At 69.0% G+C, this 22,140-nt stretch carries 24 protein-coding genes and 1 tRNA gene; 12 read left to right on the forward strand and 13 right to left on the reverse strand.

The annotated features are described in order from the left end of the window. Positions 1 to 76: 76 nt before the first annotated feature. Complete coding sequence (locus NO878_RS01615; protein WP_256404218.1) at positions 77 to 1,015, reverse strand: ring-cleaving dioxygenase; 939 nt, start codon at positions 1,013 to 1,015, stop codon at positions 77 to 79. Positions 1,016 to 1,140: 125 nt separating this feature from the next. Between NO878_RS01615 and tmcA the strand changes: the two genes are divergently transcribed. Further along, on the forward strand, positions 1,141 to 3,387 hold the full coding sequence (tmcA, locus tag NO878_RS01620) for a tRNA(Met) cytidine acetyltransferase TmcA (protein WP_256404219.1): 2,247 nt from the start codon (positions 1,141 to 1,143) through the stop codon (positions 3,385 to 3,387). Between the two features lie 16 nt (positions 3,388 to 3,403). On the opposite strand, the gene NO878_RS01625 is transcribed toward tmcA, so the two are convergent. Then, positions 3,404 to 4,144, reverse strand: a complete 741-nt coding sequence (locus NO878_RS01625) for a GNAT family N-acetyltransferase (protein WP_256404220.1) — start codon at positions 4,142 to 4,144, stop codon at positions 3,404 to 3,406. Between the two features lie 249 nt (positions 4,145 to 4,393). On the opposite strand from NO878_RS01625, the gene NO878_RS01630 reads away from it, so the two are divergent. Further along, entirely contained in the window at positions 4,394 to 5,626 is a 1,233-nt protein-coding gene (locus NO878_RS01630; RefSeq protein WP_256404221.1) for an outer membrane protein assembly factor BamB family protein, read from the forward strand. Positions 5,627 to 5,666: 40 nt separating this feature from the next. Then, complete coding sequence (locus tag NO878_RS01635; RefSeq protein WP_256404222.1) at positions 5,667 to 5,999, forward strand: DMT family transporter; 333 nt, start codon at positions 5,667 to 5,669, stop codon at positions 5,997 to 5,999. Here the strand turns inward: NO878_RS01635 and NO878_RS01640 are convergent. The 3 genes from NO878_RS01640 to NO878_RS01650 form a co-directional block, all read right to left on the reverse strand. Then, positions 5,996 to 6,370, reverse strand: a complete 375-nt coding sequence (locus NO878_RS01640) for a DUF8011 family protein (RefSeq protein WP_465262102.1) — start codon at positions 6,368 to 6,370, stop codon at positions 5,996 to 5,998. The two genes, NO878_RS01635 and NO878_RS01640, sit on opposite strands and share 4 nt — an antisense overlap. Positions 6,371 to 6,534: 164 nt before the next feature. Then, positions 6,535 to 6,864 carry a 4Fe-4S dicluster domain-containing protein gene (locus tag NO878_RS01645; RefSeq protein ID WP_256404224.1) on the reverse strand — a complete coding sequence of 110 codons (330 nt, stop codon included), beginning with the start codon at positions 6,862 to 6,864 and terminating at the stop codon, positions 6,535 to 6,537. Between the two features lie 59 nt (positions 6,865 to 6,923). Continuing rightward, the gene (locus tag NO878_RS01650; RefSeq protein WP_256404225.1) at positions 6,924 to 8,237 is read right to left on the reverse strand and encodes an aminotransferase family protein; all 1,314 of its coding nucleotides are present in this window, start codon (positions 8,235 to 8,237) and stop codon (positions 6,924 to 6,926) included. A gap of 87 nt (positions 8,238 to 8,324) precedes the next feature. Here NO878_RS01650 and NO878_RS01655 point away from each other — a divergent pair, with 87 nt between their 5' ends. From NO878_RS01655 to NO878_RS01670, 4 genes are read left to right on the forward strand one after another with little or no spacing between them, the layout of a single operon-like run. Further along, positions 8,325 to 8,831 (forward strand): hypothetical protein, encoded by a 507-nt coding sequence (locus tag NO878_RS01655; protein WP_256404226.1) that lies wholly within the window; start codon positions 8,325 to 8,327, stop codon positions 8,829 to 8,831. Between the two features lie 58 nt (positions 8,832 to 8,889). After that, on the forward strand, positions 8,890 to 10,065 hold the full coding sequence (locus tag NO878_RS01660) for an inorganic phosphate transporter (RefSeq protein WP_256405444.1): 1,176 nt from the start codon (positions 8,890 to 8,892) through the stop codon (positions 10,063 to 10,065). Between the two features lie 40 nt (positions 10,066 to 10,105). Next, positions 10,106 to 11,047 (forward strand): 1,4-dihydroxy-2-naphthoate polyprenyltransferase, encoded by a 942-nt coding sequence (locus tag NO878_RS01665; RefSeq protein ID WP_256404227.1) that lies wholly within the window; start codon positions 10,106 to 10,108, stop codon positions 11,045 to 11,047. Then, positions 11,044 to 12,114, forward strand: a complete 1,071-nt coding sequence (locus NO878_RS01670) for a mandelate racemase/muconate lactonizing enzyme family protein (RefSeq protein ID WP_256404228.1) — start codon at positions 11,044 to 11,046, stop codon at positions 12,112 to 12,114. The genes NO878_RS01665 and NO878_RS01670 overlap by 4 nt, the downstream gene beginning before the upstream one ends. 133 nt (positions 12,115 to 12,247) lie before the next feature. Here NO878_RS01670 and NO878_RS01675 read toward each other — a convergent pair whose 3' ends face one another. From NO878_RS01675 to NO878_RS01695, 5 genes are all read right to left on the reverse strand, one after another. Beyond that, positions 12,248 to 13,123 carry a hypothetical protein gene (locus tag NO878_RS01675; RefSeq protein ID WP_256404229.1) on the reverse strand — a complete coding sequence of 292 codons (876 nt, stop codon included), beginning with the start codon at positions 13,121 to 13,123 and terminating at the stop codon, positions 12,248 to 12,250. Positions 13,124 to 13,301: 178 nt separating this feature from the next. Beyond that, positions 13,302 to 13,793: an aspartate carbamoyltransferase regulatory subunit gene (gene pyrI, locus NO878_RS01680; RefSeq protein WP_256404230.1), complete on the reverse strand. Its 492-nt coding sequence runs from the start codon at positions 13,791 to 13,793 to the stop codon at positions 13,302 to 13,304. Beyond that, a complete protein-coding gene (gene pyrB, locus NO878_RS01685) occupies positions 13,790 to 14,704 on the reverse strand; it encodes an aspartate carbamoyltransferase (protein ID WP_256404231.1) in 915 nt (304 codons plus the stop codon). Before pyrB ends, pyrI begins: the two co-directional genes overlap by 4 nt. Then, a complete protein-coding gene (locus NO878_RS01690; protein ID WP_256404232.1) occupies positions 14,704 to 15,066 on the reverse strand; it encodes a GIY-YIG domain-containing protein in 363 nt (120 codons plus the stop codon). Before NO878_RS01690 ends, pyrB begins: the two co-directional genes overlap by 1 nt. Before the next feature lie 115 nt (positions 15,067 to 15,181). After that, positions 15,182 to 15,254: transfer RNA gene (locus tag NO878_RS01695), tRNA-Arg, on the reverse strand. Positions 15,255 to 15,363: 109 nt separating this feature from the next. Between NO878_RS01695 and NO878_RS01700 the strand changes: the two genes are divergently transcribed. The 5 genes from NO878_RS01700 (at position 15,364) to NO878_RS01720 (ending at position 20,197) form a co-directional block, all read left to right on the forward strand. After that, a complete protein-coding gene (locus NO878_RS01700; RefSeq protein WP_256404233.1) occupies positions 15,364 to 15,789 on the forward strand; it encodes a high-potential iron-sulfur protein in 426 nt (141 codons plus the stop codon). 62 nt (positions 15,790 to 15,851) lie between these two features. Beyond that, positions 15,852 to 17,780 carry a right-handed parallel beta-helix repeat-containing protein gene (locus tag NO878_RS01705; protein WP_256404234.1) on the forward strand — a complete coding sequence of 643 codons (1,929 nt, stop codon included), beginning with the start codon at positions 15,852 to 15,854 and terminating at the stop codon, positions 17,778 to 17,780. Continuing rightward, a complete protein-coding gene (locus tag NO878_RS01710) occupies positions 17,777 to 18,505 on the forward strand; it encodes an ABC transporter ATP-binding protein (RefSeq protein ID WP_256404235.1) in 729 nt (242 codons plus the stop codon). The genes NO878_RS01705 and NO878_RS01710 overlap by 4 nt, the downstream gene beginning before the upstream one ends. Next, positions 18,502 to 19,308, forward strand: coding sequence for an ABC transporter permease subunit (locus NO878_RS01715; protein WP_256404236.1), 807 nt, complete (start codon positions 18,502 to 18,504; stop codon positions 19,306 to 19,308). The genes NO878_RS01710 and NO878_RS01715 overlap by 4 nt, the downstream gene beginning before the upstream one ends. A 130-nt stretch (positions 19,309 to 19,438) precedes the next feature. After that, positions 19,439 to 20,197, forward strand: coding sequence for an SDR family NAD(P)-dependent oxidoreductase (locus NO878_RS01720; RefSeq protein WP_256404237.1), 759 nt, complete (start codon positions 19,439 to 19,441; stop codon positions 20,195 to 20,197). 10 nt (positions 20,198 to 20,207) lie between these two features. Here the strand turns inward: NO878_RS01720 and NO878_RS01725 are convergent, their stop codons facing one another. From NO878_RS01725 to NO878_RS01735, 3 genes are all read right to left on the reverse strand, one after another. After that, a complete protein-coding gene (locus NO878_RS01725) occupies positions 20,208 to 20,894 on the reverse strand; it encodes a type 1 glutamine amidotransferase domain-containing protein (RefSeq protein ID WP_256404238.1) in 687 nt (228 codons plus the stop codon). A gap of 64 nt (positions 20,895 to 20,958) precedes the next feature. Then, a complete protein-coding gene (locus NO878_RS01730; RefSeq protein ID WP_256404239.1) occupies positions 20,959 to 21,486 on the reverse strand; it encodes a winged helix-turn-helix transcriptional regulator in 528 nt (175 codons plus the stop codon). A 63-nt stretch (positions 21,487 to 21,549) separates the two neighbouring features. After that, positions 21,550 to 22,125 (reverse strand): nitrous oxide reductase accessory protein NosL, encoded by a 576-nt coding sequence (locus NO878_RS01735; RefSeq protein ID WP_256404240.1) that lies wholly within the window; start codon positions 22,123 to 22,125, stop codon positions 21,550 to 21,552. Between the last annotated feature and the right edge of the window lie 15 nt (positions 22,126 to 22,140).

Raw genomic sequence — 22,140 nt, forward strand, 5'->3', positions numbered from 1 at the left:
ACGACCGATTAGCAGGGGACCCCATAAAAGCGCTTTCAAAGCCGTGAGCGGGTGTGACGGCGGCACACGGGGGTGGCTACGCGATGTCGTCTCGATTCAGTGGCGGCAGCGCCGCCTCGATGTCCCCGCGGCGCCCCTCTAGCCGCTCCGGCAACACGAGGCGCTCCCCGAGGTGGTCGAGGTCCTCGTCGACCGTATATCCCGGTTCCGCCGTCGCGTACTCGAAGAGGACGCCGCCGGTCGTCCGCGTGTAGACCGACTCGAACCACTTGCGGTCGATGATTTCCGTCGGGCGCAGGCCGTGGTCCAGCAGGAGCTGCCGCCACTCGGGTTGGCTCTCTCGGGTCACCTGGAAGGCCACGTGGTGGACCGTCCCCGCGCCGGGTCGTCCGCTCGGCGCGTCTGGGTCCGCGACGATATCGACGACGTAGCCTAGGTCACCGTCGGCCACGTAGCGCCGTCGGTCGCCATCGCGTCCGGCCGCCTCGAATCCCATCCTCTCCAGCAACGTCGCCGTCTGCTCGGGATCGGCAAGCGAGAGGGTGACACCGAAGAATCCGCGGATCGCGCGGTCGGCGGGGACCGGTCCCTCCGGCGGGTCGCCCGCCGGAGCGTCGGCCCGCGCCACGAGTTCTAACGGCAGCCCGTCGGGGTCCCGAAACGGGATCACGACGTCACCGAACCGCTCCCGTGGCTCGTCGGCGTCGACGCCCTCAGCGTCGAGACGGTCGACCCAGTAGTCGACGGCGTCGCCCGGGATCAGGAAGGCGACGGCGCTTGCCTGCCCGTTACCCACGCGGCCGGGGTGTGCGTTCGGATACGGAAAGACGGTCATGCTGGTCCCCGGGGACCCGCCGTGGTCGCCGTAAAACAGGTGATACACCGACGTATCGTCCTGGTTCACGCTCTGCTTGACGAGGCGGAGACCGAGGGTATCGGTGTAGAACTGTGCGTTCCGCGCGGGGTCGCTCCCGACGGCGGTGACGTGGTGGATTCCCGGGATGTCGGCGGGCATGGCCTCATCTACGTGTCGGCCGAAGTTAACGAGCACGTAACCGTGGCGTCACCACGTGACACGACCGTCACCGGCCGTGGCTCGGGAGGGTAAGGCCCTTGGTCGCCGCCGGGGTACGGCCGGGCATGAATCTCGCGGGCGTCGTCGCCCCCCTTCAGGCCGAGGCGAAGCGGGCGAACGAGCGCCGACTGCTGACTCTGGCCGGCGAGCGGGCGGCCGGTCTCGACGCCGCACGCGAGGCTGTCGCCTCGCTTGACGACGCCGATGTGACTGTCGTCACCGCCCGCGAGCGCGTGGCGTGGGGTGAGCGGCTCGCCCCCGCGCACGCCTCGCAACTCCTCGGCACCACGCGCGATGCCGTCGTCCTCGACGCCCACGCGGGCGTCTCGGCGAACGTCCTCGGGCGGGTCGTCGGTGCCGTCGACGGCGGCGGCCTCCTCGTCCTCGTGACGCCGCCGCTCGACGACTGGCCGACCCGCCGGGACGACACCGATGAGCGCTTCGCCGTGCCACCATTTACCGTGGCGGACGTGACCGGCCGCTTCCGGCGCCGACTGACCGAACTGCTCTTCGCACACCCGGGCGTCGCCGTCGTCGACGTAGACGCCGGTCGGGCCGAGTGCGACGGCCTGACGGACCCGCCGCCGGCCCGCCGCCGGCCGCCGCCGGCCGTTCCCGACGGGGCCGCTTTCCCCGCCGACGCCTACCGGGCGTGTCTCACCGCCGACCAAGCAGACGCTCTGAGTGCGCTCGAACGCCTGCGGACCCCCGAGACCGCCGTCGTCGTCGAGGCCGACCGCGGCCGGGGGAAATCGGCGACGGCCGGCCTCGCCGCCGGAAGTCTCGCGGCCGCGGGACGGGACGTCCTCGTCACCGCGCCCTCCTCCCGCAACGCTGCCGAGGTGTTCGACCGTGCGGCGGCGCTACTCGACACCCTCGGCGTAGCGACCGACCGCGACGACGACGGCCGCCACATCTCGACGCCCGCCGGAAGCGTCCGGTTTCGCGACCCGGAGGCGGCCGTCGACGTGATCGGCGGTTCCGGTCCCGCCGACGCCCCCGACGCGCTGATCGTCGACGAAGCCGCCGCCTTACCGGTTCGACGCCTCGAAACCTTTCTCACAGGCCCGCCCGTCGCCTTCGTCACCACGGTCCACGGCTACGAGGGGACTGGCCGCGGCTTCGACGTGCGCTTTCGGGACCGCCTTGCCGCAAGCGACCGCACGGTGACCGACGTCCGCCTCGACGACCCGATTCGCTACGCCGCCGGCGACCCCGTCGAGGTGTGGGCCTTCCGCGCGCTCCTCCTCGATGCCCGCCCTGCCGTCGACCCGGTGGTCAAGGGGGCGACGCCCGCCGACGCCGTCTACCGGGCGCTCGACCCCGAAACCCTCCTCGCCGACGAACACCGCCTCCGGGAGACCTTCGGCCTCCTCGTCCTCGCCCACTACCGGACGGAACCGGACGACCTCGCCCGTCTGCTCGACGCCCCCAACCTCACCTGCCGGGCGCTCGTGGTCGACGGTCACGTCGCCGCCGTCGCCCTGTTGGCCCGCGAGGGCGGTCTCCCACCGTCGCTCCGCGAGGACGTATACGAGGGCGCGCGGGTGCGGGGGAACATGATCCCGGACGTGCTGACGAGCCAACTCCGCGACTTGGAGGCCGCCCAGCCCGTTGGCTATCGCGTGTTGCGGATCGCCACGCACCACGCGCTCCGCTCGGAGGGGTTCGGCACGCGACTCCTCTCGGCCTGTCACGACGAGTTCGGCGACGAGGTCGACTGGTTCGGCGTCGGCTACGGAGCGACCCCGCAGCTGGTCCGGTTCTGGGAGCGAAACGGCTACCGGACGGTCCACTGCTCGACGACGCGCAACGCCACCAGTGGCGAGCACTCGGCAGTGATGCTCCGGCCGAGCAGTCCCGCCGGCGAGGCGCTTTACGACCGCCACGCCCGGCGGTTCTATCGGCGGATGCGCGACGGCCTCGGGGACGCGCTCCAGTCGCTCGACCCCGACGTGGCGCGGGCAGTTCTACGGGCGACCGACGCGGCGCCGGCGCCGTCCCTCTCGGCCCACGAGTGGCGGGTCGTCGCCGCCGCGGCCTTCGGACCGGGACTGTACGACACCGCGCCCGGCGCCTTCGCGGACCTGGCGCTCGCACATCTGACAGACCCCGCGGCCGATCTGTCCCCTCGAGCCGAGCGATTGCTGGTGCGCAAGCCTCTGCAGGCGTGGTCGTGGGAGCGGGTCGCGGCCGACCTCGACTACGTCTCCACGCGGGAGTGCATGCGAGCGCTCGGGGCGGCCTACCGGCCACTAGTCGAGCGGTACGGCACGGACGCCGCGGCGGAAGAGCGGAGACGCTACGAGTGACCCCCGCGCGCCCGAATCACGCACAGTCGAGGAACGTCGCCATCATCACCTCGTCGACGTACTCGTCGCTGATGCGGTAGTGGTCCTCCCGCACCGCCTCGACCTCCCAGCCGTGGGCTTCGAGGAACTCGATGGCGCCCTCGTTGGTCGCGGGGACGCTATTGTACAGTTTCTCGAAGTCGTGATCGCACGCCCAGCGGATGCCACGGTCGAGCAACGCGCTCCCGATGCCGTGGTCGCGGTAGGTCGGCAGGAGGCCGACGGTCAACACCGCGGTGTGGGCCAACTTCTCTGTCTCGGGGAGATCAAGATGGACCCACCCGACGACGTCCTCGTCGACGCAGGCGACGAACACCATCCGGGAGCGAACCTCGTTGTGCCGGAGGATCACCTCCTCGTGGTCCAGGAGGTCCGCCACTGTCTCCGCTTCGATGTAGGTCCCCTCCTCGGCCACCGAACGGATCACGCCGATCAACCCGGAAAGATCCCGCTGTTGGGCCGCTCTGATCGTGTACGTGAGGTCTGTGGCGTCGTACTCCTCTACGCCCTCCTCTTGGTAGGCCACCCGCAGCGTGTCGCCCTCGCGGCGGATGTACCCGTCGCGGCGCAGGATGGTGACGTGGTGACCGAACGCGCCTGGGTCGAGATTTAGCGCCCGACGTGCGCGGTCCGCCCGGACCGCTCCGTGGGCCTCGACGTGGTCGTAGATGTCCCGGCGGTCCTCGTGGTCGAAGTTTAGTTGCTCGGTCAGTTCCATGATGACATGTTACACAGTGCCGCACTTAATCGTTCGTGATAGATGCGCTCGCGTCTGGCTTCGGCCGTGGGCCGACGCCGGTCTCACCCAGGACCGTTTCGTCGCCCGAAAGCCGTCCGGGGGATATAACACCGGGTCGGGCCATGCCCCGGTATGGGTTGGTCCCCTGAACTCCGTGACGATGTGTCGATCCGACCGAGAAACGCCGCACCGCTCGCGGTAAGCCCGACGGTTGCCGTGTGATTCGACGTGTGCGCGAACCCCTCCTTCGATACGACCCGGCGAACGCTCCTCTCGGCGGCCGTCGTCGGCGTGAGCGCGCTCTCGGGGTGTCTATCGCTGCTCCCGTCGTCGGACCCGGATACGTCCCTCCCGGACACGCCAACGGGGACGTGGACACAGTACGGTGCCGACGGCGCGAACACGCACGCGACGGACCGTAGCGGTCCGTCGGCGGGCAACCTCGCGTGGACCTCGGACGCCTTCACACGCTGGCAGCCCACGGTCGCCGACGGGACCGTGTTCACGACGAATTTCGACCCCAGCCACGACGGGAGTGCCATCGCAATGGACGCACAGAGTGGCACTGAACGGTGGCGAACTACTCTCGACGCCAGCGGCGACAACGGGATCGTCGTCGTCGGTGACCGCTGTATCGTGGCGTACGAGACAGCCCTCGTTGCGCTCGATACCGAAACGGGCGAGCGACTCTGGACGGCCTCGACCAACGGATTCGAACGGGTCGTCGCCGACGACGCCACCGGGACCGTCCTCGTTGCGTCCGATGCCGGTCTCGAAGCGTTTGGGGCCGCAAACGGCGAGCAACGCTGGGAGACCGACGCGATGAGCAACGTCTTCCATGCGCCTGCGGTGGGCGACAGCCGGGTGTTCGCCGTCGGAACGGTGGACGGCACGCCGTCGCTTGTCGCCCGCTCGCTGGCGGATGGCTCGGATCACTGGCAACGCGAACTCACGGCCCCACCCGAGTCCGCCGCGCCCGTCGCGACCGGGTCGGGAGTGCTCGTCGCCGACGACCGCACGCTCGTCGTCCACGACCGAGAGACCGGCGAGCGGGTTCGCGACCTCCGCTCGTTCGGTGACTCCGACCCTGTGGCCCCGCGGAGCGTCGCCGTCGGCGACGGGACCGTGTTCGTCACCGGCTCGTTCGGCGCCGCCGCGGTCGACGCCGAAACCGGGACGGAGCGGTGGCGCCGCGACGTGTCGGTGGACAGGTCGGGAATCTGTCTCGGGGCCGATACGGTCGTCGTCCCGGTCGAGGACCCTGCGTTCGCCCCCGGGAAGAAGACGATCAGCGCGTTCGGCCGCGAATCGGGCGAGCGGCGCTGGTACTACTCGTTCGATCCGGGCTTTCACCACATGGTGACGTCACCGCCGGTGCTGGTCGGCGGGGCGGTGTTCTTCACGGCCACCCACATCGATGGCCTCGGGGCACTCGGCGACGCCCCCGCACGGGAGCGGTGATCGCCGAAACGACTACCGGACCGGGAGCCGATCCCGTCGTATGAACCCGTACGTGATGCTCGGGATGGCCATTCTCGCCGAGGTGATCGGAACGACGGCACTCAAACTCTCGCAGGGGTTTTCACGCCCGCTGCCGAGTCTGGGCGTCCTCGTCGGATACGGTACCGCGTTTTACTGCCTCTCGTTTGCCTTGGAGGATCTGCCGGTCGGTGTCGTCTACGGAACGTGGGCCGCCATCGGCATCATCGCCATCGCAGCCATCGGGGTCGTCGCCTTCGGCGAATCGGTCGACGTCGCAGGGATCGTCGGTCTCGGTCTCATCGTTGTCGGGGTGTACTGTCTCAACGTCGTCTCCGGGATGTCGGCTCACTAGTGTCCCCCCGACCCAGGGCCGAGAACGATATCAGGGGCGAAGACGGTGAGGCCGAGTAGCCCGATCAGCCAGAGGATTGCGACGACACGCAACCCGCCCGCGGCCCGGCGGCGGTCGGTTGGAAGGGACTCGGCGAACCCGGACAGCGCGAACCCCACCGCCATGATGAGCGAACTGAGTAAGTATCCATCCCGTAGAACGTCGAAGTAGAGGTAGATGCCCACCATGACGAACGCGCTAGCGAACATTACGAGCGCCTGGTGTCTGCCGGAGGGTTCACTAAACACGACGGCTCCGAGTCTTGAGGGCACGGAACACCCTACTCTTGCGCCGATATAAATAACATCGCTCGGACAAGTCGCCGTGTTCATCGTTTTGCATCGGCCTCGGTCGACCGGCCTGGGTCGACGAAACCGAGACGGAGTAGCGGATCAACTCCCTGCCGTCGTCGGTGAGACGAGCGCGAGCGCACATCCACGCCTTCGGCCGGGGGCAAGCGGACGGTGAGTCCCCCTGGCGATGGCTGTCCCGTCGTTCAGACGCGATTCTCGCGGCTCGGATCAACGTCGATGGCGTCGACCGGACAGACGTCGACACAGAGCATACAGTCGATACACTGGTCCTCGTAGGTTGGGTGGGCCTTGATTTCGCTTTCGGGGTGGTCCGGCGTGTCGACCCACTCGAAGACGTCGACCGGACAGTCCTCCAGACAGGCGCCGTCGGCGAGACAGATGTCGAAGTCGACGGCGACGTGTGTGCCGTGGATACCGTGTTTCTCCGGGGGTTCGACCGGCCCCCAGACGGCGACACCATCCTGTTCGTCTACCTGCTCCCGGGTCCGCTCGAAGTTCGGATCGATAGCCATACCTCGTCTCGGCTCCCGGCACGGATAAACCTACGACCGAACGCGTCGGCGGCGCCGCCTCAGTCGAAGGCCGCGGCGACGCCGGCGTCGAGGGCGTCGACGGCGGTGTCGATTTCGTCGTCGGTCACCGGCAGTGGCGGCGCGACGATGATCTGGGTGCGCGGGCGGCCGCCGCCGACGAGCACGCCCCGGCGCTGAGCCGCGTCGATCACGTCGTCGACGGGATTCTCGCCCGCGTCCATCCAGGGGTGATGGAAGGGGTCACCCGTCTCGGGGTCGGTGAACTCGACGGCCCACAGCAGACCGCGCCCCCGCACGTCACCGACGGCGTCGTAACGCTCCAGTTCCCGCAGACGGGATTCGAGGTGAGCGCTCCGGGCGCGTGCGTTCTCGATCAGTCCGTCCCCGTAGGCGTCCATGGCCGCCACGCCCGCCGCACAGGCAACCGGGTGCCCGGCGAAGGTCTGCCCGACGTCGATGCCCTCCTCGTGGAGGTGCGCGGCGACCTCGGGACTCGTGATGACGCCAGCGAGCGGGACGTACGCGCTCGTGACCCCCTTGGCGAAGGTCAGCAGGTCCGGAACGACGCCCTCCGTCTCGATGCCGAACCACTCGCCACACCGACCGAAGCCCGTGATCACCTCGTCGGCGATCAGGAGGACGTCGTAGCGGTCACAGATCGCCCGCACTCGTTGCCAGTAGTCCGCCGGGGCGGGGTAGGCGCCGCTCGTCCCGCCGACCGGCTCCATCAGGACCGCGGCGACGGAGTCGGGACCCTCGTTTTGGATGACGTACTCCAGGTGGTCGGCGGCCTGGCGCGCGATGGCCGCGGGCGTGTCCCCGTCGAACGGCGAGCGGTGGACGACCGGCGGGAAGAACTTCGCCGCTCCGGTCGTCTCCGCTCCCCGACCCATCGCGTTTCGGGTTTCGGGATCGCCCGTCAGCGACGCCGCCCCGTAGGTGGCGCCGTGGTAGGACTGATAGCGGGAGAGAACCTTTCGCCCGCCGGTATACTCCCGGGCGAACTGGACGGCGGACTCGTTGGCCTCGCTCCCCGAGACGGAGAAAAAGACATCGCGCAGGTCACCGGGTGCCACCTCGGCGAGGCGGGCGGCGAGGGTCGACCGCACGTCGCTCTCCTTCGAGGACGAGACGTACGCGATTGTCGACGCCTGCTCGGTGATCGCGTCGACGATCCGCTCCTCGCCGTGCCCAGCGTTGACACAGTAGAGTTGCGAGAGGAAATCCAGATACGCGTTGCCGTCATCGTCGTGGACCGTGACGCCGTCACCGTCGACGAGCGTCAACACGTCACCGTCACCGTACCAGTGTGGGATGGCCTCGGGACGGGACTCGGCCGTTGATTGAGCCATACCTCACGTTCGTTAGGTAGAAAGTAAACGTTCGGTCGGGGAAAGCGAGAGGGTATATGTACGAAGGCCCCGTCTCGGGACATACCTATGAATCCGAGTCGCGTGGATTTCTTCGTCGATCTGGCGTATGGACTGTTGATTCTCCTCGCGGCGGGACTCATCCTCGTGGCCGGGACGGACGTCGGTGTCGCGTTCGGTATCGGTGCGCTGGTTTCGTACGTTGTCCACGTCGTCTGGAAGATGGCCCGGTTCGACCCCGAGTGGATGACCGAGGAGGTGACCGAGAAAGTCGAGGAGACGATCACCGAGGAGGTGACGGAGAGCGTCGAACAGACCGTCGCCGAGGAAGTGACCGAGGAGGTGACCGAAGAGGTGACAGAGAAGGTCGAACAGACCGTCACCGAGGAAGTGACCGAAGAGGTCACCGAGGAGGTCACCGAGAACGTCGAACGCACCATCTCCGAGGAGGTCGGCGATATCATCGACCAACTCGAACAGGTGAACCAGCGAGTCGACCGACGGCCTCGGACCGACCAAATCGACGAGATGACGCGCGGCGAAGGCGAAACCGGCGACGAAGGTGACGGACAATGAGTGGGCGACGACAGCGACAGCCGGCCGGCCAACCGACCGCCGTGACCGGTCGCGACACATGATCGGACCGCTCCTCCTCGTTGGGTTCGCGGTATCGCTGTTCGTCGGGTTCAACATCGGTGGCTCGAACACCGGGCCGGCGTTCGGTCCAGCGGTCGGGGCGGGCGTCGTCTCGAAACTGTTCGCCGGCGCGCTCATGGCCGTCTTCTTCTCGATTGGCGCGTGGACCATCGGCCGCCGAGTCGTGAACACGCTCGGGCGCGACCTGGTGACCGACCCCGGCGTCTTCACCGTCGAGTCCAGCATCGTCGTCCTCTTTTTCATCGGTGGTGCGCTCTTTGTCGGCAACTACGCCGGCGTCCCCGCGTCGACGTCGATGACGGCCGTCGGCGCTATCGCCGGCTTGGGAGTCGCCGCCGGTGAACTCAACTGGGCCATCATGGGCGAGATTGCGGTCTGGTGGATCGTCGCCCCGCTCGTTGGCTTCTGGGTCTCCGGTGTCGTCGGGCGGTATTTCTACCCGACGATCAACCGCTGGGTCGCCATCGAGCGCAGCGACGGCCCGCTTTTGACCCTCGACCGCTCGGGTGCGGTTCCGCGTCCCCGGGCGGGGCCGAACTCCACCCGCCGCGAAGTCGTCGGGACGGTCGTCGTCGTCGGCATCGGGTGTCTGATGGCCTTCTCCTCTGGCACCTCGAACATCGCCAACGCTATCGCGCCACTGTACGGCGCTGGCGTCGATCTGAACCTGCTAATCCTGCTTGGCTGTGCCGCCGTCGCCGTCGGTGCGCTCACCATCGCGCGCCGGACGCTCGATACCCTCGGCAACGACATCACCGACCTGCCGCTAACGGCGGCCATCGTCGTCGCGGTCATCTCCTCGGGCATCGTCATCGGCTTGTCGGCCATCGGCATTCCCGCTTCCTTCGTCATCATCGCGACCATGTCCATCGTGGGCCTGGGGTGGGGCCGGGCGACGCGGTCGACCACCGTCTCCCAGGGGGTTCGTGGCGAGGAGACGCCGAACGTCTCCGTCGGCGCGCTGACGGCCGACGAACCGGGCGAGCAAGCCCCGGATATCGGCGAGGAGGAACCCGCCGAGACGCCGAGCGCCGCCGAACTGTTCGACCCCGAAACGACCGGCCGGGTCGTCCTCATGCAGAACGTGGTGCCGCTGCTCTCGACACTCGGCGCGTACGCCACCTTCCGGGTACTCTTTGCGGTCTGGTGGTGAAACAGTAGTCTTTACGCGGTGGCGTCCCCATCGGTCGACGATGAGCACACAGGAGATCAGCCGCCGCCGCGCGTGGGTGATCGCCGCGCGGCCACAGACCCTCCCGGCGACGGCCGCCCCGGTCGCCGTCGGCACCGGCCTCGCGGTCGGCCACGATGTCGCAGACCCCTTCGCCGCGGCCGCCGCGCTACTCGGCGCCGCCCTCATCCAGATCGGGACCAACTTCGCCAACGACTACTACGACGCCGTCAAGGGCGCCGACACAGACGACCGCGAGGGGTTTACCCGCGTCACTCAGTCGGGACTCATCACCCCCGGAGCGGTCAAGCGCGCCGCCTACCTCACCTTCGCGGCCGCCGTCCTCGTGGGGACGACGCTCGTCTACGTCGGTGGCCTCCCCATCCTGATCGTCGGTCTCCTGTCCGTCGCTGCGGGCTTTGCCTACACCGGCGGCCCGTATCCTCTCGGCTACCACGGCCTCGGTGACGTCTTCGTGTTCGTCTTCTTCGGTGTCGTCGCCGTCACCGGCACCTACTACGTGCAGGCCGCGGCGACGCTCGCGGCGCCGCTTTCCCTCTCGATCCCCCCCGAAACGCTCCCGCCGGTCGCTGTCGTCGCCAGCCTCCCTGTCGCCGCGCTGTCGACGAACATCCTCGTGGTCAACAACGTCCGCGACATGGAGACCGACGCCGAGACGGGCAAACGCACCCTCGCCGTCCGCCTCGGCTACCGCTGGAGCCGCGTCCAGTACGTCGCGCTTATCGCAGTGGCCTACCTCGTCCCGCCGGCGCTGTGGCTCGCTGGCCCCGCCTCGCCCGCCGTGTTGCTCCCGCTGCTGACGACACCCCTAGCCGTCGTCGTCTCCCGCACAGTCTGTACGCGGACCGACGGCGAGGCGCTCAATCCCGCACTCGAACAGACCGGCAAACTGCTCGCCGCCCACGCGCTCCTGTTCGGCGTCGGTCTCGCCGTCAGCGTATGAACCGCCGCGACTTCGCCCTCGACCTGACGACGCCGCTCTCGACGGCCCGCGGCCGCATCGAGCGCCGCGAGGGGACGCTGATCGAACTCACGGCCGGCGACGCTCGCGGGGTCGGTGAGGCGACGCCGCTCCCCGGCTGGACGGAGTCGCTCGCCGACTGTCGGGCCGCGCTCGACGCCGTCGCCCGTGCCGTCAGCGACGGCCGCCTCACGCCCGTCGACCCTTCGCACCCGCTCGCCGCCGCTACCGACGCGCTGCTCGACGCCGTCAGCGACGCGCCGGCGGCCCGCCACGCCGTCGAGTGTGCGCTTCTCGACGCCGCGGGGCGTCGGCGCGGCCGGTCGCTCGCCGCACTCCTCGCCGACGATCCGGCGTCGACGGTCCCGGTGAACGCGACGCTCGGCGACGCCGACGCCGCGACGACGGCCCAGGCCGCCGCCGACGCCGTCGCCGACGGGTTCGGGTGTCTCAAGGTGAAAGTCGGCGCCCGGTCGCTGGAACGCGACGTGGCCCGCCTGCGTGCGGTCCGGGACGCCGTGAGCGAAGACGTGTCGATCCGAGCGGACGCCAACGGTGCGTGGGACCGTGAGACGGCCGCCGATGCGGTTGAGGCGTTCGCGTCACTGGATCTCGCCTACCTCGAACAGCCGCTCCCGGCGGACGACCTGGCGGGCCACGCTGCCCTCCGGGGCCGCGGCGTCGACGTAGCGCTCGACGAGACGCTGGCGACGGTGTCCGCCGCGGTGGCTCTCGACGCCGACGCGGCCGACATCTTGATCCTGAAGCCGATGGCACTCGGCGGCCCCGCCCGGGCGTTTCGGGCGGCGACCGCGGCGCGGCGAGCGGGCGTCGACCCCGTGGTGACGACGACGGTGGACGCCGCGCCCGCCCGGACGGCCGCGGTCCACGTCGCCGCTGCCATCCCTGGCGTCCGGCCCTGCGGGTTGGCGACCGGTGCCGCCCTCGCCGCGGACCTCGCCCCCGACCCCGCGCCGGTCACGGACGGCGCGATCACCGTGCCCGAGGGGCCGGGCGTCGCGGGTGCGGCCTTCGACGACGTAGTGTAACCACAGACGACCGCCGAAGCTATACGAACCCGGACCGAACGGAGGCTATGTCGACCGGCCGCCTGCTGTACGCCCTCGGACTGTTCGCCGTCCTCGTCTTCTCGCTCGGCATCGCCGTCGTCTGGGCGCTCTCCTACGGCCCGCTGTGATCGGCGGTGTCGTCGTCCACCTCGGCGTCCGCTCCGTGGGAGACGCCCTCGCGGCGGTCGGCCTGGAGCCGTCGGATCGCCGCCGCGGCGTTGCTCGCGTCGTACCCAAAGTAGACGGCCTCGGCGTACGCCTCAGCTACCTCCGTCGCCCCGACGAGGGCGTCGACGTCGACGTCGACGGCGTACAGTTCGATGGCCAGCGACGAATCGCGCCCCGCGAGCCGGCTCTCGAAGCCCTTGGCGATGGTCTCTAGCCAGTAGGTCGTGCCGTACGCGGTGTCGTAGAGCGGGACGACGAAGCGATCGACCATCGGCGCGAGCGCCTCGATATCGAGTCCGCTCCGGGCGCGCAGATGGCCCGGATAGGGGTCCGGATAACACGTCACCGAGAGCTCGCCCGGCACCCGGTCGCGGACCGCGGCGACGAAGTCGGTGACGACCGACGCCCGCCAGTCCTCGCGCTCGTCGAACTCGCTCGCGGCGAAGCGACGGTCGCACCGCTCGCAGCGACAGTAGCCGTCGCGTGGGAACCCGATGTCGTCGAGTCGGAGATCCGGGCCGGCCGCGACGCAGTCGTCGACGATTTCGAGCAACCCCTCGCGGTAGTCCGCGTGGGTGGGACAGACGTACGACCAGTCGAAGTAGGGCTGCTCCCGTGTCGCTGGACGGCCGTCGGCGTCGACGGCCGCGAGCGACGGATCGTCGCCGACGGCGGCGTTGTCGCCGAACGCCGAGAGCATGTTGACGCCGGTCGGCTGTGGCGCGGCCGCCCGGCCGGTGACATCTTTCACCTCGTAGTAGCCCGCGTCGAAGACCGACCACTCCAGTTCCTCGGCGTTCCGCGTGACGACGCCGTACATACCCGCCGGTAGCGGGCGGTTGCGGGTAAGTAGTTCGTTCGGGAGAACGGAGTTACTCTTCGACGTCGACCTCGACCGGTTCCTTATCGCCCGAGAGGAGGACGTAGCCGATTGCGATCAGTGCCAGAACCAGGATGAACTTGGTCTTTCCGGACATGCAGCTACCTTGGACCACCGGTCACAAATCGGTTTCGCCCGACCCGCGGGTGTCGATGTGTTCGGCGACATCGCCCTCGCGGACCATCGTGCCACAGTACGAACACCGCACGCCGTCGTCCAGCACTGCGAACTCCGTCCGCACGGGTTCGTCGGCGTTCGTGATGCAGTTGTGGTTGGGACAGACGAGGATGCCGGTCACCGAATCGGTCCGCTCGACGCGGTTTTTCTCGATCACGTCGAACTCGCGGATGATGTTGATCGTCGCCTCGGGGGCGATCAGCGAGAGGACGTCCACCTCCGACTGACTGAGTTCGCGGCCCTCGACCTTGACGACGTCCTTGAGACCGAGTTTGTCGCTGGGGACGTTCATCCCGACGCTGACGCTCTCGCCGCCGCTGCCGTCGATGCCGAGAATGGCGAGGACGTTCAGCGCCTGGCCGGCGGTGACGTGGTCGATGACGGTGCCGTCGCGGATCTTGCTGACGCGGAGTTCCTTGTCGGTGTCGCTCATGCCTCGCCTCCAAGCAGCCCGTCGAGCAGGGCCATCCGCACAGGGACGCCGTTGTGGGCTTGGTCGAAGTACTTCGCGCGTGTCGTCTCGTCGACCTCGGGGGCGATTTCGTCGACGCGCGGCAGCGGGTGCATCACGCTCAGATCGTCCGGTGCGCTGGCCAGCACCTCGTTGTCGATGCGGTACTCGCCGGCGACCTCGCGGTACTCTCGCTCCTCGGGGAAGCGCTCGCGCTGGATGCGGGTGACATAGAGCACGTCCAGTTCCGGGAGCACCTCGTCGAGGTCGGTGTGTTCGCGGACCTGCGCGCCCGCTTCATGGAGGTCGTACCGGACGTTCCGCGGCAGGCGCAGGCTCTCCGGGCTGATGAAGTGTTGGCGGACGTCGAACTCGGTGAGCGCGTGAGCGAGTGAGTGGACCGTCCGCCCGTACTTCAGGTCGCCCATGATCCCAACGGTGATGTCGTCGAGTCCCGCGTTCTCTCGGATCGTGTAGAGATCGAGGAGCGTCTGGCTCGGGTGTTGGCCGGCGCCGTCGCCGGCGTTCACCAGGGGGACGTCGACGAACTCCGAGGCGAGTTTCGCCGACCCCTCGCTCGGATGCCTGAGGACGAGGGCGTCGGCATACCCCTCGATCACCCGCACGGTGTCCGCCAGGCTCTCGCCTTTCTTCACCGACGACGACTCCACCGCACCCATGTCGACCGTGTCGCCGCCGAGGCGCTTCATCGCCGTCTCGAAGCTCATCTTCGTTCGCGTGCTCGGTTCGAAGAAACACAGCGCAAGCACGCGCCCGGCGTGTCGGCCGTGCACGATCTCGGGGTCGGCGTCGATGGCCGCCGCGTGATCGAGCACCGCCTCGATGTCGTCCCGGGAGAGGTGGGCCGCGCTGATGAGGTGGTCCCGTAGCATTACGTGTGTGAGCCACCTGCGGCGTCTTGAATCCCTCGGCATTCCGATTCCGCCCGATGCTGGCGCGGGGCGCCGCGGCCGGCACTGCTTCCCTGTCCCCACTCCGAATAGTCGTCGTGGAGGCCGTGGCGCTCGATGAGTGCCTTGCCGGCGCGTTCCCGAAAGATCGAGCCTCGATGGTTGGCCCCGTATGTGCCACGGAAGGCTCCCCGATGGGTTTGGAGGCGATCCCACAGGATGGTGGCGCTCCCCGGCGAGATAGGGTCGACAACTGTGACAGGTTCGCAGTCACTCACCTGCGCCGGGCGTGGCGGGAGTCCCGCGAGCGACCACAGGGAGGAGGGGGACTCGGCCACGGCCATCGAGTGAACGAGACGGGCGTGGCGGGATTCGAACCGGATCGAGACTCGCTCCGCTCGTCTCGCAGGGTTCGAACTCCGGGAGCCGTTTTCGGCCTCGCTTCGTTCGACCAGAACACGGGCGTGGCGGGATTCGAACCCGCGATCGAGAGGTTAGGAACCTCTCGCCCTATCCGCTAGGCCACACGCCCCGCCGAGGGTAGACGGGACGCGAACAAAAAGGTCGGTATCCTGTCCCGACGGCGGGCTTTTGACGCTTACACCACACCTTATTCATGTTGCGACACCTAACTGTCGGATATGGGTAACAGAATAACCGACACCGAACGGCGTCGGCTCCTCGCGCTGGTCGGCAGTGGACTCGCAACGGGACTGGCTGGCTGTTCCGGTGGCGGGGGCGGCGGGGGCGAGGACACGGCAACCGCGACGGCGACCGAGACGGCGACAGCCACGGACACGGCGACGCCCACCTCGGGTGGCGACGACACCGTCCCCTCGGAGTACGAAACGGCCACCGCCATCGGCGGGGCCCAGCGGAACCCCGACTCGCTTTCCTCGAAGTCGGCAGTGAACTACCAGTCCAACCCGAAGGACGGCCAACAGTGTTCGAGCTGTCAGTTCTACATCGAGGACAAGAACGGCGACGGGATGGGCGCGTGTACCCTCGTCGCCGGCAACATCGCTCCCGAGGGGTACTGCGTCAGCTACGCGGCCTACGAGGGCTAGCCGCCGCGGCTTAGACGGGTGTACCAGACGACGTATAACCGACCCTCGACTACGGTCCGTCGATGAAACGGGGGGAGACGCGGACGTGGCAGTTGGCGGCGGCAGTCTGTTTGGCGCTCGTCCTCTGTGTGTCGCTCTGGGCCTTCGCCGTCGACCTCGGATCGGCACGCCCCGACCCGGTGGCGTACGACGACACGGTGAAACTCGGCGTCACGGCCGAAACGGAGCAGGCGGCCGAACACCGCGGGGCGTCGATCCCCCGCGTCGAGGTGTTTTACTCACAGTATCACTACGTCGTCGGCTACGCGGGGGTCGCCCAGGCGGTGGCGGCACTCGATAGCCCAGGACGGGAGCGGCAGTTCGGCTACCCACTCGCGGTGTACGCGTCGGACTACGCAGGACGCTCGCCGCGCTGTGCGGCCGACGGCACTCTCGTCACGACGACGAATCCGGACTGGGTGCCAGCGACCGCGGCGCGGTTCGTCGTCGAGAGCGACGCACACGTCGGCGGTGATCAGGTCGTCGTGCCGTTCTCCTCGGCGGCGGCCGCGGCCGCCTTCGCCGACGACTGTGGCGGACGGGTCGTCGACTGGGACGGACTGCGACGGGAGCCGCCACCGGTGACCCGCGCTGCGGGCGTTCGGTCACAGGTCGACGACCGCCACGCCACCGCGGATCGGCGCGCCGCGGCGGTCCGACCGTTGCTGGACCGCGAGGTGTCTGTCGTCGTCGGCCGAGATGCGCCGACGGTCCAGGCTGCGGTCGAGGCGGCCCCCGCGAACACCACGGTGGTCGTCCCGCCGGGGCGGTATGCGGAACAGGTCGTCGTCAACCGGTCGCTCACCCTCCGCGGTGCGGGGGCGCGGACGACCCTCGACGGCGGCGGTCAGGGGACCGTAATCGACGTCAGGGCAGACGACGTGGCGGTGACTGGGCTCACGATCCGGGGGGTCGGTAACGCGACCCGAGCCACCAACGGAAGCGTGGCCGACGGCGACTGGGACGCCCAGGTTCAGCGGGGCTACGGCGGCGGCGACGCGGGCGTGGCCGCGACGAACGTCTCGCGGATGTACGTCCACAACGTGACGGTCCACACCCCGGCCAACGGCGTCTTGCTCCGGAGCGTGCCGGGTGCTGTGGTCGACGGCCTTCGGGTGAACGGCTCCGCGGCGTGGCTCGATGGCTTCATGGGTGTCGTCGCGATGAACGAGGCCGTCGTCGTCCAGCGCTCGCGGATCGAAGGGGGTCGCGACGGCGTCTACCTCCACCGCGCCGCGGGGACCGTCGTTCGGAACAACACGTTCCGCGGCGGGCGATTCGGCGTCCACCTGATGTACACCTCGGACACTCTCGTCGCCGACAACGTGGCGCGCGATCAGGCGTCGAGCGGCGTGGTGGTCATGACGCGGCCGTCCGGGAACGCCGTCGTGGGCAACGACGTGCGCGGCGCCGGTGGCGGAATCTTCGTCGGCGGCGCGGACAGCTACGTCGCACGCAACGTGGTGGCGAACGTCGACCGGGGACTCGTCGCCTACGCGACGAGGACGACCTTCGCGCACAACGTCGTCTACGGGAACGACGTTGGGTTCGCGTCCTCGACGGTCGTGCCGTCGAACCGCGTGGTCGAAAACGACTTCGTGGCGAACGACCGCCACGCGACTGCCGGCCCGGGGCCGCTCCGAATCTTCACCCACCGCGGCCGCGGCAACTACTGGGAGGGGGCCTACGACATGGACGGCGGCGCGACGCTCGACCGGCCGTACTCGCCGACCGATCCGCTGGACCGTCGGCTCCACCGAACCGACGCGGCAGTGACGCTGAGCGCGGCGCCGACCGTCCGGGGCGTTCGCACGCTCCGTGGCACGACGCCTGGCTTCCGACAGGGCAGTATCGTCGACACGGCGCCGCTGGCCCGCCCGGCGAACCCGGAGACACTTGCGCGCGTTCGCAACGAGACGAGTGGCGGCGACTCGACGGGAGGAGCGGCGTGACTGACGCGCCGTCGCTCCAAGCGACCGACGTGACCCGAACCTTCGGCGACGTGACCGCCCTCTCCGAGGTGTCGGTGTCGGTTCCGGCGGGCGAGGTGGTCGCGCTGATCGGGCCGAACGGGTCGGGAAAGACGACGCTCCTCCGGGTGCTCGCGGGGGTACTGGAGCCGACGGCGGGGTCGGTCCACTACACGGGGCCACCGGCGGACAGAACCATCGGCTATCTCCCGCAGGAGCCGACTTTCCGCCCTGGATTCACCGCCCTGGAGACGGCGGGATTCTACGCGCGCCTCGTCGACGACGATCCGGCGGCCCTGCTCGAACGGGTCGGTCTCGACGCGGTCGCAGACCGCCGGGTCGACGCCCTGTCCGGAGGGATGACGCGACTGCTCGGCATCGCGCAGTCGCTCGCCGGTGACCCACCCGTGCTCGCGCTCGACGAACCCGGGAGCGGTCTCGATCCGGGGATGAGCGAACTCGTGTTCGACCTCGTTGCGGATCTCGCCGCGCCGGAACACGCCGTCGTCGTCTCCTCGCACGACCTTCTCGCAGTCGAGCGAATCGCCGACCGGATCGTCGTTCTCGACCGTGGGACGGTCGTCACGAGCGGGTCGCCAGCAGAGCTACGGGAGCGGACCGGCGGGCCACTCCACGAGACGTTCCGGTCGCTCGTCGGAGACGAGGCGTTCGGGGCGGTTCGCACGCGGGAGGGTGGACGGGAATGACTCGCCGTGACGCGTTCTGGGCGGTGTTCGCCCGTGAGGTGCGTGCGGCATCCCGAAGCTGGACGTACGGCCTCCTCGCGCTGGCCGTGACCGCCGTCGTGTTCGGTGCCGCGCGTGCAGGGTCGGGACCTGCGGCCGGCTACGTTCCGACGGTCGTCGACGTGTTGCTGGTCGTCGAAGTACTGGTGCCCGCCGTCGCCGTCGCCGTCGGCTACCGAGCCATCGTCGACGACGCCGAACGGGGGCGACTGGAGGTGTTCGACACCTACCCACTCCCGGCGTCGGCGTACGTCGGCGGCGTCTACGCCGGCCGGGCGGTCGCTCTGCTCGGCGTTCTCTTGGTGCCGCTCGCGGCCCTCGGCGTCCACGTCGCGACGACCGCCGGGCCGGAGACGGCGGTCTTCGCCACGCATCGCGGGGTCGACTCGCCGCTCCTGTTCGTCCGCTTTCTGGCGCTCACCGCGGCGTTCGCGCTCGTGGCGCTCGCATTTGCCGTTGCCCTGTCGGCGGTCGCGGGGTCGCGACGCCGCGCCATCCTCCTCGCGCTCGTCGGCCTCCTGATCGTGGTCGCGGGGGCCGACATCGGCGTCTTCGGGGCGATGACGGGCGGTGTCGGCGTGGACCTCGATACGCTCCTCGCGCTCTCGCCGTCGAGTGCCTATCGGGGACTGGTCTTCGAGACGGTACTCTACGTGGCGTTCACGGGTCGCTCGGCGTTCGTCTCGGTCCCCGCCGCCGCCGCGAGCCTCGCAGCCTGGGGTCTCGGCTCGCTGCTCGTCGCGACCCTCGCCGTCGCGCGGTAACCGGTCGTCGCCAACCAGCCTCCCAGCCGCGACGGCCGCCGTGGCATCTCGCGCCGTATCAGTCCTCCGTCACCCGACGCCCGTGCCGGTTCGACGGGGCTTTTCGGCGTCCACCTCCGACGCGACGACGATGGTATTCGACTCACAGCCGCTCGACGGACAAGTTGCAATCGTCACCGGCGCGTCCTCCGGTATCGGGGCCGCGACGGCCGAGGCGCTCGCCGAAGCGGGGGCGAGCGTCGCCGTCGCCGCCCGCCGAGAGGAGCGACTCGCGGCGGTGGCCGAGCGCATCGAAGCCGACGGCGGCGAGGCGCTCGTCGTCCCGACGGACGTCACCGAGGAGTCCGATGTCGAGCACCTGATCGAGACGACGACCGCGGAGCTCGGCGGACTCGACGTTCTCGTGAACAACGCGGGCGTCATGCTCCTTGAAGCGGTCGCGGACGCCGACACCGACGACTGGCGGCAGATGGTCGAGGTCAACCTCCTCGGCCCGATGACGGCCATGCAGACCGCCCTGCCGATCATGCAGGAGTCGGGCGGCGGCCACATCGTGAACGTCTCGTCGGTGGCGGGGCGGCAGGCCACCGCCACCGCGAGCGGCTACAACGCCACCAAGTTCGGAATCAACGGCTTCACCGAGGCGTTCAGACAGGAGGTCACGGACCACGGGGTTCGGACGACGCTCATCGAACCGGGACTGGTCGACACCGAACTGCAGGAACACATCCCCGACGAGGAACTGCAGGCCGAAACCGAGGAGTGGGTCGCGTCGCTCGAAGCGCTCACGCCCGAGGATATCGCGCGGTCGATCCGCTTTGCGGTGACACAGCCGGCTCACGTGAGCGTCAACGAGCTTATGATCCGCCCGACACAACAGGAGATGTAACGTGGCGGCGTTACGCGTCGACGCCGAGTTCCGAAAGAAGCGTCCGGGCGGCCGCCGAACTCGATCCCGGCCCGCGGGCGGTCACTAGGTCGCCGTCGACGGTGACCGACGCCTCGGCGTCGAGTTCGGCGTCCCACTCGGCGCCCACCGCGCGCACCTCGTCTTCCACCCAGTACGGAAGCTTTCGCCCGTCGGGCATCAGGTCGTGGTCGTCGACGATGCCTTCCTCCCACTCGTTCGGGAAGCCCGTAACCTGTCGGCCTGCGACGAGGAAGTCGCCGTCGGCGTCTCGGGTGAACGCCAGGATGCCGACGGCGTGACAGACGACTAGCGCCTTCGTGTCGCCATGCTCGACGGCCTCGCGGAGCAGGGCACGGGCGTGACGGTCCTGATTGATGTCCCACTCGGTGCCGTGGCCGCCGGGGAAGACGACCGCGTCGTGGTCGGCGGCGTTAACCTCGGTCACGCTCTCGGGGTCGTTCAGGCGCGGATCTGTCTCGTGGATATCGCGGACGCGCTCGGCCGTCTCCTCGCCGACGTTCGCCGGATCTACGGACCGCTCGTCGACGACCGGCGGCTCACCCGTGGGCGTGGCGACGGTGACCTCGACCCCGGCGTCGTCGAGCGTTGTCAGCGGCTCGATACACTCCTCTCCCCAGTATCCTTCTTCGCTGACGACAAACAGTGCGGATGGCACAGAACCGCTAGGGCGGTGAGACGGAAAGGCGTTCGCGATCCGGTGGCGACCGCCGGAGAACGAGTCACTCCTCGGCCTCGACCCCGTGAAGCCCGGCGTCGACGAGTCGCATGAAGCGGTCGACGAGTCGATCTGACAGCGAGGGTGTCACGGCCCGGAGAAACGCCACCGTCTCCTCGGGACGCGTGAGCGCCACCTCGACCCGTCCCCGGTCGTCGTAGGAGCGCTCGACGATGCCGGCGTCTTCAAGCGTATCGACGTGCCAGGAGACGGTGCTCCGCGCCAGATCGAGGCGGTCGGCGAGCGTCGACGCCGATATCGGCCCGTCTTCGAGCAGATGTGTGATGAGTTCGCGCGCGGTCTCGCGGCGATAGAGCGAGAGGACGCGTCGTTCCCAGGCGTCGTACTCCGGTTCGAAGTAGTGGGTGCGGCCGCGGATCCGCTCGGCGACCACCTCGTCGTTCCGGCCGAGACGGCGGAGGTGATACTGGGCCTGCCCGGTAGCGATGTTCAACTCCCGGACGAGTTCGTTGAAGTGGACTCCGGGGTTGTCACGAACGTGATCGCGAACCCGTCGGCGGACGTCGGTCATGGCCGTAGTATTGTTCCGCAAATACAATTCTGATGGGTCGATTCCCACTCGCTGGGAACCGTCTCAGCCGCGGGCGACGAGTTCCCGGCTGATGTCGGCCGCGTCGATCACCTCGCCGCCGTACTCCGCGGCGAACGACGACGCGTCGGCATCGTCGCCGAACGGCACCAGTGCCGGCCCCATCGCACCCTCGACGTCCGTACCGGCGACCACCCGCAGAGTCTCGGCGGCGCCGAAGGCGTCGGCGTCCAGGTGTGCCGAGATGACGCGCCCACCGCCCGCCTGTCGCACGGTGTAGTCGACGCTAGTGTAGTCCGTGAGATACGTCACCTGAGGCGTCCACCCTCGATCCGTCGCCGCGAACTGGTATCTGTAGGTGCAGACCGTGCTACAGAACTGGGCGGGCGGGTCGTGTCCATCGGGTTCGTGGTCGCGGTAGTACGTCTGGCCGACCGGTCCGGGTTGCCGGTCGATCACCATGCCACACTGATCGCAACTGCCCGCGCCGGCGAGGGTGGTCGGCTCCGGTTGGTCGTCCGTTCCGCCCCCCGAACAGCCGGCGATGGCGGGAGCGAGTGCCGCCGCCGTGCCGCCCAGCACTCGTCGCCGGGTGAGCGGCGTTCGCGTCTCTTGATCCATAGCCAACCTTGGCCG

Origin of the sequence: Haloplanus ruber (genome assembly GCF_024494725.1) — an archaeon.
GTDB lineage: Archaea > Halobacteriota > Halobacteria > Halobacteriales > Haloferacaceae > Haloplanus > Haloplanus ruber.